The 13,637-nt window shown below is 68.5% G+C and carries 11 protein-coding genes; 6 read left to right on the top strand and 5 right to left on the bottom strand.

Going from position 1 to position 13,637, the window contains the following annotated elements:
* Nucleotides 1–86 precede the first annotated feature (86 nt).
* The 3 genes from N177_RS19250 to N177_RS19240 form a co-directional block, all read right to left on the bottom strand.
* Nucleotides 87–1,787, bottom strand: coding sequence for a catalase (locus N177_RS19250; RefSeq protein WP_023434099.1), 1,701 nt, complete (start codon nt 1,785–1,787; stop codon nt 87–89).
* Between the two features lie 148 nt (nt 1,788–1,935).
* A complete protein-coding gene (locus N177_RS19245; RefSeq protein ID WP_023434098.1) occupies nt 1,936–4,131 on the bottom strand; it encodes a pyrroloquinoline quinone-dependent dehydrogenase in 2,196 nt (731 codons plus the stop codon).
* Nucleotides 4,128–4,529: a hypothetical protein gene (locus N177_RS19240; RefSeq protein ID WP_152527969.1), complete on the bottom strand. Its 402-nt coding sequence runs from the start codon at nt 4,527–4,529 to the stop codon at nt 4,128–4,130. The genes N177_RS19245 and N177_RS19240 overlap by 4 nt, the downstream gene beginning before the upstream one ends.
* 206 nt (nt 4,530–4,735) lie before the next feature.
* Here N177_RS19240 and N177_RS19235 point away from each other — a divergent pair, with 206 nt between their 5' ends.
* Nucleotides 4,736–5,266, top strand: coding sequence for a hypothetical protein (locus tag N177_RS19235; RefSeq protein ID WP_023434096.1), 531 nt, complete (start codon nt 4,736–4,738; stop codon nt 5,264–5,266).
* A gap of 54 nt (nt 5,267–5,320) precedes the next feature.
* Here the strand turns inward: N177_RS19235 and N177_RS19230 are convergent, their stop codons facing one another.
* The gene (locus N177_RS19230) at nt 5,321–6,526 is read right to left on the bottom strand and encodes an MFS transporter (RefSeq protein WP_040486184.1); all 1,206 of its coding nucleotides are present in this window, start codon (nt 6,524–6,526) and stop codon (nt 5,321–5,323) included.
* Between the two features lie 78 nt (nt 6,527–6,604).
* On the opposite strand from N177_RS19230, the gene N177_RS19225 reads away from it, so the two are divergent.
* The 4 genes from N177_RS19225 to N177_RS19210 all read left to right on the top strand — a co-directional run bounded on the left by N177_RS19225 (nt 6,605) and on the right by N177_RS19210 (nt 11,532).
* Entirely contained in the window at nt 6,605–7,582 is a 978-nt protein-coding gene (locus N177_RS19225) for an AraC family transcriptional regulator (RefSeq protein WP_023434094.1), read from the top strand.
* A 6-nt stretch (nt 7,583–7,588) separates the two neighbouring features.
* Entirely contained in the window at nt 7,589–8,767 is a 1,179-nt protein-coding gene (locus N177_RS19220; protein WP_040486183.1) for a vWA domain-containing protein, read from the top strand.
* A gap of 108 nt (nt 8,768–8,875) precedes the next feature.
* Nucleotides 8,876–10,084 carry a GNAT family N-acetyltransferase gene (locus N177_RS19215; RefSeq protein WP_023434092.1) on the top strand — a complete coding sequence of 403 codons (1,209 nt, stop codon included), beginning with the start codon at nt 8,876–8,878 and terminating at the stop codon, nt 10,082–10,084.
* 71 nt (nt 10,085–10,155) lie between these two features.
* Nucleotides 10,156–11,532 carry a glutamine synthetase family protein gene (locus N177_RS19210; RefSeq protein WP_051402484.1) on the top strand — a complete coding sequence of 459 codons (1,377 nt, stop codon included), beginning with the start codon at nt 10,156–10,158 and terminating at the stop codon, nt 11,530–11,532.
* A 42-nt stretch (nt 11,533–11,574) separates the two neighbouring features.
* Here N177_RS19210 and N177_RS19205 read toward each other — a convergent pair whose 3' ends face one another.
* The gene (locus N177_RS19205) at nt 11,575–12,546 is read right to left on the bottom strand and encodes an AraC family transcriptional regulator (protein WP_040486182.1); all 972 of its coding nucleotides are present in this window, start codon (nt 12,544–12,546) and stop codon (nt 11,575–11,577) included.
* Between the two features lie 199 nt (nt 12,547–12,745).
* Between N177_RS19205 and N177_RS19200 the strand changes: the two genes are divergently transcribed.
* Nucleotides 12,746–13,561, top strand: coding sequence for a class I SAM-dependent methyltransferase (locus N177_RS19200; protein ID WP_023434089.1), 816 nt, complete (start codon nt 12,746–12,748; stop codon nt 13,559–13,561).
* Nucleotides 13,562–13,637 lie beyond the last annotated feature (76 nt).

The following is a 13,637-nucleotide window of genomic DNA, read 5'->3' as shown; positions in this document are numbered from 1 at the left end:
ACAAGTGAAAGGGCCCCGAACGTTTCGGAGCCCTCCTCTTTAGCGTGGGTGCGCCGGCCGAGCCGGATTCAGTCTCACCCGCGGCCCTATTCGGCCGCCTGTCCCATCGCCTTCTTCTGCATTCCGAGGACCTCCTCGGCGGTCGCCTTGCGGTTCTCGACCGAGCTCGTCCACTGGCCCCAGACGGTCGGGTCGATCTTGTCGCCGTTGTTGCCGAGCTTCTCCAGGCGGCGCTTGTCCTCGTCCGTCAGCACCTGCTTCGGCAGCGGGCCGAGCTTCTTCACGTCGTCCGCCGTGATGCCGATGACGTCGCCGACACGCTTGCCGTAGTCGTCATGCACCATGAAGAAGTGCCAGATCATCCGCTCCTGCACGTCGCGCTCGCACTGCGACAGGAGGTCGCCCATGTTGGCGACGAGGTCGTCGCGCTCCCAGTCCATCATCGTGTTGAAGCGGCCGCGGGCCTGGACGTAGTCGTTGCGCCGCTCGAGCACGCTGCGCGTCAGCCGGCCCTTGATCTCCGGCGGGTTGTTCGGCTCCTCGTGAGAGGCCTCCTGCAACCCGTTGTGGATCGAGGGCTCGTAGTTCACGTGCGGGTTCTGGCCCGGCGCCGCGTCCCGGTAGAACGACATCTGCCCGCCCGACTGGTTCGTGTGCTGCCGCGCGTTCTTCGGCTGGTTCACCGGCAGCTGCAGGTAGTTCGGCCCCACCCGGTAGCGCTGCGTGTCGGAATAGGAGAACGTCCGGCCGACGAGCATCTTGTCGTCGGAGAAGTCGAGCCCGTCGACGAGCACGCCGGTGCCCATCGCGATCTGCTCGTTCTCGTTGAAGAAGTCATCGACGTTGCGGTTGAGCGTCATCACCCCGACGTGGCGGAGCGGGAAGTCCTTCTCCGGCCAGATCTTCGTGTCGTCGAGCGGATCCCAGTCGAGCTCTGGGTGATCGTGGTCCTCCATGATCTGGACGTACATGTCCCACTGCGGGTACTCGCCCATCTCGATCGCGGAATAGAGATCCTTGGAGGCGGAGCCGAGATCCTGGCCCTGCACCTTCGCGGCCTCGCCGGCCGTGAGGCTCGCCACGCCCTGGCGAGGGTGGAAGTGGTACTTCACCAGCACCGTTCCGCCGTCGGCGTTCACCATCTTGTAGGTGTTCACGCCGAAGCCTTCCATGTGCCGGTAGCTCGCCGGGATGCCGCGCGGGCTGAACAGATGCGTCAGCATGTGCATGGATTCGGGCGTCTGGCTCATGAAGTCGAAGATGCGGTTCGGTTCCTGCCGGAACGTGACCGGATCGGGCTTCAGCGAGTGGATGACGTCGGGGAACTTGATCGCGTCGCGGATGAAGAAGACCGCGAGATTGTTGCCGACGAGGTCCCAGTTGCCGTCCTCGGTGTAGAACTTGACGGCGAAGCCGCGCGGGTCGCGCGCCGTCTCCGAGGAGTCGCGGCCGCCGATGACGGTCGAGAAGCGGATGGCGAGCGGGGTCTTCTTGCCGGCCTCCTGGAAGAGCTTCGCGCGGGTGTATTTCGAGGCCGGCTCGTCGCCGATCTTGCCGGTGACCTCCAGCTCGCCGTAGCAGACGAAGCCGCGCGCGTGCACGACGCGCTCGGGGATCCGCTCGCGGTCGAAATGCGAGATCTTCTCGAGGAACTGGTAGTTCTCGAGCGTCGCCGGGCCTCGGCTGCCGACGGTACGGCTCGACTGGTTGTTCGTGACGGGATGACCCTGGCGGTTGGTCAGCGTCCGGTCGCCTCCCCCTCCGGATCCGGTCGGGTTCCTGTCCATGGATTCCTCCTGTTCGGTGGTCGGACGGGCGTTCCACACACCGCCCCTCGAACCGGTGAACACCTCACGCGGGGAATCGTTTCATGCGGGCGGCAGGTTTTTCCCGCCGCCCGAAGAAGCAAGACGCTGTTCGCCCGTTCCAGGACCGTCAGTCCTGCGGCAACGCGTAGGTCACGACCTGGTCGCTGACCTTCGGCAGGAGGATCGTGTTCCCGCCGACGATGAAGGTCACGTATTGCCGGCCCTGATAGGTGTAGACCGCCGGCAACGAGACAGCGGGCGCCTCGACGAGGTCCTGCCAGAGCACCTCGCCCGTCTCGAGGGAGAGGGCACGGACGCGGCTATCCATCGAGGCGCCGATGAAGATGAGGCCGGACGCCGTGATCACCGGCCCGCCGATCGTCACCGAGCCCCAGGATTCCGGCATGTAGAAGCCGTATCTCTGCACCTGGCCGAAGGGATGCCGCCACAGCCGCTCGCCCGTCTTCAGATCGTAGGCCTGGATGTGGCCGTAGGGCGGGTTCCAGCACGGCATGCCGGCCCAGTTGAGGAAGGTCTCGAGCTGGAAGCCGTAGGGCACGTCGCCCTGGGCATAGAAGCCGGCGGTCTCGCCTTCCTGCCCCTCCTCCTGAAACTCCTCGCGCGGGATGAGCGTGTAGATCTGCACGACCGAGTTCGTGTTGACGACATAGATGCCGGTCCGGGGGTCGACGGAGCCGCCGCCCCACTGGGCGCCGCCGGTCGTCGGCGGGTAGGCGATCGTGCCCTCGAGGCTCGGCGGCGTGAACCTGCCCTCCCAGCGCACGCCTTCCGCCCGTTCGGAGCACCCGCCGAACGCGACGAGATCGGCGAGCCAGAAGACGCCCGGCCAGTCGTCGTCGACGACGGGTGCCGGCGTATCCACGAAGGGCTGGGTCGGCGACGCCTCCTCGCCCTCGATGTCGGAGGCCGGCACCGGGCGCTCCTCGACGGGATAGACGTCCTCGCCGGTCTCGCGGTTCAGGACGTAGATGAAGCCCTGCTTCGACGTCTGGACGAGGGCCGGCACCGTCTCCCCGTCCTTCTCGATGTCGACGAGCGTCGGGGGCGCGACGGTGTCGTAGTCCCAGATGTCGTGGTGGACGAGTTGCCGGCTCCAGGCGACCTCGCCCGTCTCCGTGTCGACCGCGGTGACGGACGTCGCCAGCGGCAGTTCCTCCAGCCTGTTGCCGCCGTAGTAGTTCGGGCTCGGAGAGGAGATCGGCAGGTAGAGAAGGCCCCGCTCCGGGTCGAGCGACATCGACGCCCAGACATTCGCCGTGCCCGTGCGCTCGATCACCTCGTTCGGCAGGGCATGGAACATCCACTTGAGCTCGCCCGAGCGCGCGTCGAGCGCGAAGACGGTGCCCGGAGGCGCGGCCGAATCAGTCCAGTCCTTGCCGGCCCAGCCGAGGAACAGCGTGTCGTTGTAGACCGTCGGCGGCTGCAGGAGCGAGAGCGGCCACTTCGCGTTGACCGTGTTCCACTGGTTCACGTCGACCACGCCGCCGTCGCCGAAGCCGTCGCAGGTCTCGCCCGTGTCGGCATCGACGCCGTAGAGCTTGGCGTCCATCGTGCCGATATAGACGATCTTCTGGCAGGCCTCGCCCTCCTGGGGCTCGTCCGCCTGCCAGTAGGCGACGCCGCGGTTCTTCATGGCCGGCTGCGTCAGGGCCTCGAGCCGGGCATCGGGATCGAAGACCCACTTCTCCTCGCCCGTCGCGGGCTCGAGCGCGATGATCCGGTAGAACGGCGTCCCGATATAGAGCGTGTCGTTGACGAAGAGCGGGGTCGCGGACCACACCGTCGTGGGGATGTCTTCCGAGCCGTCGGAGACGTCGCCGGTGTGGTACTCCCAGACCTTCTCGAGGTTTCCGACGTTCTCCGGCGTGATCTGGTCGGCGGGCGAGTATTTCTGCGCCATCAGGTCGCCGTTGAACGTCGCCCAGCTGTCCGGTGTCTCCATCCATGCATCGGGCCCCCGCCCGCCAGCCCCGGCCGCGGGGCCGCTCTCGACGGTCGCGCCCATTCCGGCGGGCTCGGTCGTGGTGGCTTCGGTCTCGTAACGCGATGGATCCGCGTCCGCTCCCGTGTGGTCGATCGACGACTCGGTCTCACCTGTGAAGCCGGCGCCCTCCCCCGACGGCTCGTCGGCACCACCTTCCGGCCCGGACGGCGTGCCGCCCTGCCCCTGTCCGGTGTCCTCCGGCTCGCCCGCGATCGGCGGCTGGTCCGTCCCGGCTTCCTGAGCCAGGGCAGGCGCCATCGCGGCCGTCAGTGCCAGGGAAGCGACTGTGCTGAGGGCGATCAGCCTCGTCTTCGTCATGCGGTTTTCCTTTCGATCGCTCGGCTTTCCAGGACCCGGTATCTCGCGGGATCGGCGAAGAGGTGGAGGAGCCAGGCGAGGAGGCAGAAGCCCATCAGCCCGAGAAGAACCCAGGCAAGGAGGAAATAGGCGGCTGCCGCCGTTCCCAGTATGTCGAGAAGGATCAGGAGCCCCAGCGTGCCGCTGAACCATCCGGGCATGTCCCGGTACTGCGTCAGGATCATCGCGCCCGCGAGCAAGAGGGCCGTCGAGACGAGCACCAGGTAGGTCCCGCCCGTGAAGGCGATACCGTTGCCGTCGTTGAACGTGTAGAACGCCGCGGCCGCGAGCGCCGCGATCGAGCCCGCCAACAGCAGCCACACGCCCCACGCCGCGCCGCTTCCAGCCCTCGAAGCCATATCCGCTTCTCCCCTCTAGCGCTCCTGGTCGCCGCGATGCACCTAGCGGGCAGACCTCATCCATCAACGGCAGAAGCGCAGAAATCGATCCTTCTTCGGCTGCGTCCTCAGGGATCGCCTCTCCCTCGCCGCAAATACGGGCCACTGGTTATGCCCAGCCAAGCCACTACATTGGCTGCGAGATGCAGCCTTTCGCGGAGCGCCACATGATCTCGAGCTCTCATCTTCGTCGCGGAACTCTGGCTGCGGCAGCGGCGACCCTCGCCGTCGGGGCCACCCTCGCCGCCCCGGCGCAGGCCGACCCCCTGCTGCAGCGCTTCGAGGGCCAGTGGGTCGGCCGTGGAGAGGTCGTGATGGAGCCCGGAGGCCAGCCACGCAGCGCCTTCTGCCGCATCTCGGCAAAGCTCGCCCAGGATGGGACGGTGCTCGAGCAGTCGGGCCGCTGCGCCGCCGGCGAGGACACCCGCCGCATCTCCGCACGGGTCGTCGCCCAGGGCGGAGATTTCTACGCCGGCAGCTGGGACGCAGGGATGGGCAGCGCCCAGGTCTCGGGCACGGCCCAGGAGAATCTGCTGAACCTCGTGCTGGAATCGGGCGGCGGCATCCCCGAAGGCGCCTCGCCGACGATCACGCTGAGATTCGGGCAATCCGGCGCCTATGTGATGGAAATGACGGGGGTCGACCCGAACCGCGGCCGCTTCGACGTCGGCCGGATCGTATTCGAACGCGAGAACTGAGGACCACTTCTGCCGCACCGTGCGACCGGAGCGGCAGAAGCGCCTCGCGTGGGGTCAGGTAGCCTTCGCAGCCATGGCAGCCGGCCGGACCGCCGCGAGGACGGTGGCGGCCGCGAGCAGGAGCAGCGAGCCGCTGGCCACGAACACGCTCTCGATGCCGCTCAGTTCCAGCACCAGACCGCCGACGGCCGCGCCGAGCGCGATGGCCAGGTTTATGGCCGCGACCAGCAGGCCACCGGCACTCTCCGCCTCGTCCTCCACCGAGCGGGCGATCCACGCCGACCAGCCGACGGGCACGGTCCCGAAACTCAGGCCCCAGAGCGACACGATGGCGAGATCCGTCACGAAGCTCCCGCCCGTGCCGGCCAGCAGGATCGCGAGGGTGCCGATGGTCAACGGCGCGAGCGCGAGCGTCAGCCGCAGCGAGCGTGCCACCATGAGCCCGCCGAGATAGTTGCCGGCGAAGTTCGCGACGCCGAAGGCGAGCAGCGTGGCCGAGACGGCGCCGACACCGATGCCCGTCACCCCCTCGAGAAAGGGCCGCACATAGGTGAACATGCCCATGTGGCCGGCGAAGACGAGCAGCACCGCCAGCATCGCGAGCGCCACCCGCCGGCGCGCCAGGAGCCTCGCGAGGGTGCCGAGGCTCGCACGGCCGCGCGGCGGCAGCGCGGGCAGCGTGGCGAGCTGCATCATGAAGGTGATGCCGCCGAGCACGGCAGCCCCCACGAACACGGACCGCCACCCCCAGAGCTCGCCGAGGAAGCTGCCGACGGGGGCGGCGAAGATCGTGGCTGCCGAGACGCCCGAGACGACGATCGAGAGGGCCCGGGGGACGTCGGCAGGCGGGACGAGCCGCATCACCACCGCGGTGGACAGCGACCAGAACCCGCCGAGGGCGGCGCCGAGCAGAATGCGGCCGAGAAGCAGCACCCACATGTTGGGCGCGAGCGCGACGACGAAGTTCGACAACACGAGAAGCACCGAGAAGCCCAGCAGAACCCGGCGGCGATCGATCCCGTAGGTCAGCGCCGCGACCGTCAGGCTCGCGAGCAGACCCGTGACCGCCGTCGCGGTGACGGCTTGCCCCGCCATGCCTTCGCTGACGGCGAGGTCGGAGGCCATCGACGTCAGCAGGCTGGCGGGCAGGAACTCGGCGCCGACGAGCCCGAAGACGCCGAGGCTCATCGAGGCTACGGCGGCCCAGGCGGGCGCAAGCGATGCGGCCGGTTCCCCGGCGGTGGTGCGGTGTGGGCTCATGCTTGGAAGTCCCATGCTGAGAAGGTGAGGCTCAGAGATGGGTGGCGCTTCCGCACGATCTATGACAGAAATTCCGCAATGCTTGACCGAACGTCCGGACCTGACACGTCTTCTTCGGGAGATCCGCTGAGCGATCTCCTGATGGGCATGCGATTGCGCGGGGCGAGCTACGGCAAGCTCAGCTTTTCGCCGCCCTTCGGCGTCGCCTTCGCCCGCTCCGACCACGCGCGTTTCCACTTCGTCGCCCATGGCGAGGCACTCCTTCGCACGGCGGATGGAGACGTCCTCTCCATATCCAGCGGCGACGCGGTGCTTTTTCCGCGCGGCGAGCCGCATGCCCTGATCTCGAGCAAGGAGGTCCGGACCCGGCCTTACGAGGAGTTCGAGACGGTTCCGCTCTGCTCGGGCGTCTGTGCGATCGAAGCCCGTTCGGCGGAGACGTGCCGGACGAAGGACGTGCTGATCTTCACGGCCAGCATGGAATTCGAGCTCGGCACGATGCATCCGCTGATCGAGCTGATGCCGCCGTTTCTGTTCGTCTGCTCTCTCCTCGGCCGCCAGCCGGAGATACGGCCGCTGCTCGAGGCGATGGAGCGGGAGATGACGGAGGAGCGGGTGGGTTCAGCCGGCATCCTCGCGCGGCTGGCGGACGTGGTCGCGGCGTCCGTCGTGCGGGGCTGGGTCGAGCGCGGCTGCGGCAACGCCACCGGATGGGTGGCGGCGCTCCGCGACGAGCGCCTCGGCAGGGTGCTCGCGGCTTTGCACCGGGAGCCCGGACGCGACTGGACGCTCGCGGAGATGGCGGCAACGATGGGCTGTTCCCGCTCGGTCTTCGCCGAGCGCTTCGCGGCGGCCACCGGAACGACGCCGCTGCGCTATCTCTCGGCGCTCAGAATGCGGCTGGCCTCGGAATGGATCGGACGCGAACGGATGCCCATCGACCTCGTCGCCCGCAGGCTGGGCTATCGCTCGCAGGCCGCGTTCAGCCGTGCCTACAGGCGCCTGACGGGCCATCCTCCGGGGCAGGCGCGGCGGCTCAATGGGCAGCGGGGCTAGGCTCGCATGCTGGTAGGCTTTTTCCACGAGCTTCGTGAAGCTGGGATCCCCGTGAGCCTGCGCGAGTACCTCAACCTCATGGAGGCGCTGGAGGCGGACCTGGCGGACAAGCGGGTGGAGGACTTCTACTACCTGTCCCGCGCGATCCTCGTGAAGGACGAGCGCCATCTCGACAGGTTCGACCGGGTCTTCGGCCATGTCTTCGAGGGCCTGGAGCTCCTGTCCGACGCGCCCGAACCGGCGCACATACCCGAAGCGTGGCTGAGGAAGTTCGCCGAGAAGCACCTCAGCGACGAGGAGAAGGCCCGGATCGAGGCGCTCGGCGGCTGGGACAGGCTGATGGAGACGCTGCGCGAGCGGCTTCGCGAGCAGAAGGGCCGCCACGAGGGCGGCAACAAGTGGATCGGCACCGGAGGCACCTCGCCCTTCGGCGCCTACGGGTACAACCCCGAGGGCATCCGTATCGGCCAGGACGGCAATCGCAACTTCCGCGCCGTGAAGGTGTGGGACAAGCGCGAGTTCAGGGATCTCGACGACAGCGTCGAGATCGGCACGCGCAACATCAAGGTCGCCCTGAAGCGGCTCCGCAAGTTCGCCCGGACCGGCGCGGCAGACGAGCTCGACCTCGACGACACCATCCGGCGCACGGCCGACAAGGGATATCTAGACCTTTCCTTCCGGCCCGAGCGCAGGAACGCCGTGAAGATCCTGCTCTTCCTCGACGTCGGCGGATCGATGGACTGGCATGTCGGCATGTGCGAGGAGCTCTTCTCCGCCGCCCGCAGCGAGTTCAAGACGCTCGAGCATTTCTACTTCCACAACTGCCTCTACGAGGGCGTGTGGAAGGAGAACCGCCGCCGCTGGCAGGAGCGCATGCCGACCTGGGACGTGCTTCACACCTATGGCAGCGACTACAAGGTCATCTTCGTCGGCGACGCGTCGATGAGCCCCTACGAGATCGCGATTCCCGGCGGATCGGTCGAGCACATGAACGAGGAGCCCGGCGGTGCCTGGCTCGAACGCGTGACCGGCGTCTATCCCCACGCGGTCTGGCTCAACCCCGTGCCGCAGGAGCACTGGCGGCACACGCAGTCGATCGAGATGATCCGCCGGATCTTCGCGGGCCGCATGTTCCCGCTCACGCTCGAAGGCCTCGAGGGTGCTGTGCGGGAGCTGTCCCGCTGATGCGCCTTTCGGCCAAGCAAGCGTTAACCCTCGACCGCGATCGGCACCGGCGTTTGCGAAATATCCACCCCACCTGACCAAGGGTGTCGCAACGGGTGGAGAACGGTCATGGAAGAGCTGGTCGGCATCACGGCTCATCTCGGCAGCCTCGCGTCGCTGCCGGGCTTAGCGCTTGGGGCGGAGGGAGCCGCTCCGCCGGCGATCCCGCGCGACGCCCGCGTGGAGATCGTCACGGACCTCGAAAGCCTCGATCGGCTGGGGCCCGAGCATTGCGCGCTCGAAGAGGCGGCGTCGCGCGCGATCACGCCGTTCCAGACCCACGCCTTCCTGACGAGCTGGGCGCGACATGCCTGCCCGCCCGAGAAGCTTCGGCTGCTGGCGCTGAGGCAGGGCGAGAGGCTCGTCCTCTCCCTGCCCCTGGTCGAGCGGACGACGCCCTTCGGGACGGTCGCCGAGGTGGCGGGTCGCCCCTTGTGCCAGTACGGGGACGCGCTGGTCGCCGGAGCGGTGCCCGACGCGTTGCTGCGGCAGGCGCTGCAACGGCTCCGGTCGGATTTCGGCATCGCGGCCGTTCTCTTCCACGCCGTGCGGGACGATGCCGCCATCGCGCGATGGCTCAATACGAACGGGCAGGCGATCGGCTCGGTCGGCGAGGCGCCCGCCCTCCGCCTCGGTGGCGTCAGGGAAGCCGGGACGATCGCCGCGACCCATCCGTCGATGGACAAGCGCAACGGCCGGACCACCCGCCAGCTCCAGAAGCGGGGCGTGCTGAGCTTCGATATCGTCGCCGGCGGCGCCGAGGCAGGCGCGCTCCTGCGCCAGGGGATTGCGATGAAGGAAGAGTGGCTGGCCAATAGCGGACGCGTTGGGCGCGCCTTCGCCGACCCGGAGATCCTGGCGGCGCTCGACGCCCTCGTGCGCATGCCCGACGGCGGCACGCTCGCGTCCTGCCTGCGGCTCGACGGGGAGCCGATCGCGATCGAGATCGGCTTCTGTTCCGGGCCACGTTACTGCGCCTTCCTCGGCGCCTTCTCGCCGGAGCTCAACAAGCTCGGCGTGGGCAAGCTGCAGATGCAGCACACCGTCGAGGCGCTCGCCGGGCGCGGGGTGGAGATCTACGACCTCCTGCCGCCGGGGGGCGGCTACAAGGACGACTGGGCCGACCACCGGGTGCCCGTCGCCGATCACGCGGTCATCCTGAAGCCCTCCGGCATGCTGCCCGCCGTCTGGGTGTTGAGGGTGCCGGCCATGGCGAAGGCCACATTCGAGAGACTGCCGCGCCCGGTGAGATCGAGGCTGCGCTTCCTCGCCCGCTGAGCGCGCCCGCTCGACAGTCCGCGCGCTCTCCATCACATTGTGCGGTCGACAGCGAGGGGTTGCGCCTGCCCATGATTCCCGACGAGCACGAAGACCGCCCGCAGACGACCGACGACATCGTGCGCTGGCTGCGGCAGCGCCAGATCGACGAGGTCGAGTGCCTGGTCCCGGACATGACCGGCATGATGCGCGGCAAGATCATCCCGCGCGAGGACTTCATCCGGAACATCGAGAACGGTCTCAAGCTGCCCGAGACGATCCTCGTCCAGGCCGTCACGGGCGACACGGTCTACGAGACGAAGGTCGCCGCCGAGGTCGACCAGGACATCGTGACCCTGCCCGACGTCGGCACGGTCCGGGTCGTGCCGTGGTACGACGAGCCGACGGCGCAGGTGATCTGCGACTGCGTCTACGACGACGGCAGCCTCGTCGACTTCGCGCCGCGCTCCGTGCTCAAGCGGGTGCTCTCGCTCTACGAGGAGAAGGGCCTCAGACCCATCGTCGCGCCGGAGCTCGAATATTATCTCGTCGAGAAGTCGACCGATCCGGACCTGCCCCTGACGACGCCGGTCGGCATCTCCGGCCGCAAGGAATCCGGGCGCCAGGCCTACGGCATCGAAGCCGCGAACGAGTTCGACCCCGCGATCGAGGACATCTACGCCTATTGCGAGGCGACCCGCATCGACATCGGCACGATGGCGCACGAGGCGGGGCCGGCGCAGATCGAGATGAACTTCAAGCACGGCGATCCGCTCGAGCTCGCCGACCAGGTGTTCCTGTTCAAGCGCACCGTCCGCAAGGCCGCGATCAAGCACGGCATGTACGCGACGTTCATGGCGCAGCCGCACGAGAACGAGCCCGGCTCCGCGATGCACGTGCACCAGTCGATCGTGCGCGCCGATGGCGGCGGCAACATCTTCGTGGAGGAGGACGGCCGCGATTCCGACGCCCTCCTCCACTACATATCCGGGCTGCAGCGCTACGTGCCCGCCGCGATGCCGCTCTTCGCCCCGAACGTGAACTCCTATCGCCGCATCCGCCTTGAGAGCGACGCGCCGATCAACGTGCACTGGGGGAAGGACAACCGAACCTGCGGGCTCCGGGTGCCGGGCTCCCCTCCCGCCGCGCGGCGCGTCGAGAACCGGGTGCCGGGAGTCGACGCGAACCCCTATCTCGCCTTCGCCGCCACCCTCGCCTGCGGCCTCATCGGCCTTCGGGAGAAGGTCGAGCCCCAGCCCGTCGTGACGATCGACGCCCACACGCTGCCCTTCGGCCTGCCGCGCCACCACCACGACGCGCTCGAGCTTCTGGCCGGCTGCCAGCCGCTGCGCGAGGTCTTCGGAAGCCGCTTCGTCGACGCCTTCATCGAGGTGAAGCACCTGGAATGGCAGCTCTACAACCGCGTCATCTCGAGCTGGGAGCGCGAGTATCTGCTTCTGAACGTGTAGAGGCTTGCGGGAGCGCCGGGCGGGGCGACCGGGCCCGCCGCCTCAGGGCGCCAGCGCCGATCGCAGTCTCCACTGGGCCGGCGACGTCCCCATCGCCCGCTTGAACGCCCTGCTGAAGGCCTCCTCCGACTCGTAGCCGACAGCGTCGGCGACCTGGGAGATCGCGAAGCGGCCCTCCCGCAGCTGCTGGCACGCCAGCGCCATGCGCAGCCGTCTCTGGTAGCTGATCGGCGGCAGGCCGACGAGCGAGGTAAAGCGCTCGACGAACACGCTGCGCGACATGCCGACGGCGCGTGCGAGATCACCCGTGACCCACTCCCGTCGCAGGTCGCGGTGGATCAGAGCGAGCGCGTCCGCGACGTGCGGGTCGGTCAAGCCCGTCAGCCAGCGGGGCTCGTGATCTCCCGGGGCCGATGACTGCACGTGGTGGCGAACAGCCTCGACGAAGAGCACTTCCGCCAGCCGCGACACGACGCCTGCCGACGCGAGCCGCCCCCGCGCCAGCTCCGCGACGGCGAAACGCACCGAGCTCTCCACCCAGTCGCGCGACGCGGCATGGCGCAGGTCGAGCTTCAGGACGCGCGGCAGCATCCGGAACACGGGATTGACGTCGGCCGCGCTGCCGAGGAAGCCGCAGGCCATGCGCGTCTCCTCGCCGCCTCCGCCGTGAGAGATGCGCGCGAGCCCGCCATCCTCCGACACGACGACGAGGCTGCGTGCCTCGACCGGCACGAGGCCCGGCTCGCTCGCCAGGGTGTGCACGTCGTTGTGCGTCAACAGGACGATCTCGCCGGCTTCCACCTCGACGGCAGGCTCGCCCTCGACCTCGAGCAGCATGCGGCCGGCCATGACGACATGGAAGAAGACGAGTTGCACCGGGTTCTGCAGGATCGCGCGCACGTCCTCCGAGGTCAGCTCCGACACGACGCAGAAGGGCGCCGTCAGCCGCACGTCGAGGAAGACGCCGCCTGTCAGCTTGACCGAGCGAAGAACGTCCGACAGCGGATCCGACATCCGCCCCATCCAACATCCGGACGAATGGTCATGAGAGGCGGACGCCCGATCATTCGCCGTCCGCGCCCCGGGGACTAGAAGATCCGGCACCGGATAGCCGCACGGCCAGACCCCGACGGCGACAGTCCAGCCCCCTCGGCCGGACCTGTCAAGCGGGTCGCCGCTGCGGCGGGAGCCGGAAGCGATGGAGGAAACGGAAATGACGACCCTTGTGGATGCGCCCGACTACGGGGCGATCAAGCAGCGCCAGCGGGCGGTCTGGGCGGCGGGAGACTACGCCGTCATCGGCACCACGCTGCAGATCGTGGGCGAGAGCCTGTGCGAGGCCGTCGACCTCCGGGCAGGCGAGAAGGTTCTCGACGTGGCGGCCGGCAACGGCAATGCGACGCTCGCGGCGGCGAGGCGCTTCGCCCAGGTCACCTCGACCGACTACGTGCCCGAGCTTCTCGAACGCGGGCGGCAGCGGGCTCACGCGGAGCGGCAGACCGTGACGTTCAAGGAGGCGGATGTCGAGGCGCTTCCCTTCGACGACCACGTCTTCGACGTCGTCCTTTCGACCTTCGGCGTCATGTTCTCGCCGGACCAGGAGAAGGCGGCGTCGGAGATGGCGCGGGTCGTGAGGACGGGCGGACGGATCGGCCTCGCGAACTGGACGCCGGACGGGTTCATCGGCCAGCTCTTCAAGACGATCGGCCGCCATGTCGCGCCACCGGCGGGCCTCATGTCTCCCTCGCTGTGGGGGACCGAGGACCGGCTCGCCCACCTCTTCCCCGGCCATCACGTCTCCGCGGAGCGCCGCGTCTTCAACTTCCGCTACAGGTCGGCGGACCACTGGCTGGAGGTGTTCCGCACCTGGTACGGCCCGACGAACCGCGCATTCGCCGCGCTGGACGAAGCCGGCCAGGAGGCGCTCGAGCGCGACATCCGCGCGCTTCTCGACGGCCTCAACCGCGGCGGCTCCGACACGCTGATCGTGCCGAGCGAGTATCTCGAGGTGGTGATCACCACGAGATGACCGCCGGCCGACGCGCGCGACGAAGCTCTGGTCCGCGCGACGGCTGGAGGGGCGGACCACCGCCCCTCCCGCTGCA

The organism is Lutibaculum baratangense AMV1 (assembly GCF_000496075.1).
GTDB classification, from domain to species: Bacteria; Pseudomonadota; Alphaproteobacteria; order Rhizobiales; family Tepidamorphaceae; genus Lutibaculum; species Lutibaculum baratangense.
This window is presented reverse-complemented; position numbering and strand designations above follow the sequence as displayed.

Bases quoted from the DNA above. Each gene is read 5' to 3' on its own strand.
- N177_RS19250 (WP_023434099.1), bottom strand. From the start codon at position 1,787: ATGGACAGGAACCCGACCGGATCCGGAGGGGGAGGCGACCGGACGCTG.
- N177_RS19245 (WP_023434098.1), bottom strand. From the start codon at position 4,131: ATGACGAAGACGAGGCTGATCGCCCTCAGCACAGTCGCTTCCCTGGCA.
- N177_RS19240 (WP_152527969.1), bottom strand. From the start codon at position 4,529: ATGGCTTCGAGGGCTGGAAGCGGCGCGGCGTGGGGCGTGTGGCTGCTG.
- N177_RS19235 (WP_023434096.1), top strand. From the start codon at position 4,736: ATGATCTCGAGCTCTCATCTTCGTCGCGGAACTCTGGCTGCGGCAGCG.
- N177_RS19230 (WP_040486184.1), bottom strand. From the start codon at position 6,526: ATGAGCCCACACCGCACCACCGCCGGGGAACCGGCCGCATCGCTTGCG.
- N177_RS19225 (WP_023434094.1), top strand. From the start codon at position 6,605: ATGCTTGACCGAACGTCCGGACCTGACACGTCTTCTTCGGGAGATCCG.
- N177_RS19220 (WP_040486183.1), top strand. From the start codon at position 7,589: ATGCTGGTAGGCTTTTTCCACGAGCTTCGTGAAGCTGGGATCCCCGTG.
- N177_RS19215 (WP_023434092.1), top strand. From the start codon at position 8,876: ATGGAAGAGCTGGTCGGCATCACGGCTCATCTCGGCAGCCTCGCGTCG.
- N177_RS19210 (WP_051402484.1), top strand. From the start codon at position 10,156: ATGATTCCCGACGAGCACGAAGACCGCCCGCAGACGACCGACGACATC.
- N177_RS19205 (WP_040486182.1), bottom strand. From the start codon at position 12,546: ATGTCGGATCCGCTGTCGGACGTTCTTCGCTCGGTCAAGCTGACAGGC.
- N177_RS19200 (WP_023434089.1), top strand. From the start codon at position 12,746: ATGACGACCCTTGTGGATGCGCCCGACTACGGGGCGATCAAGCAGCGC.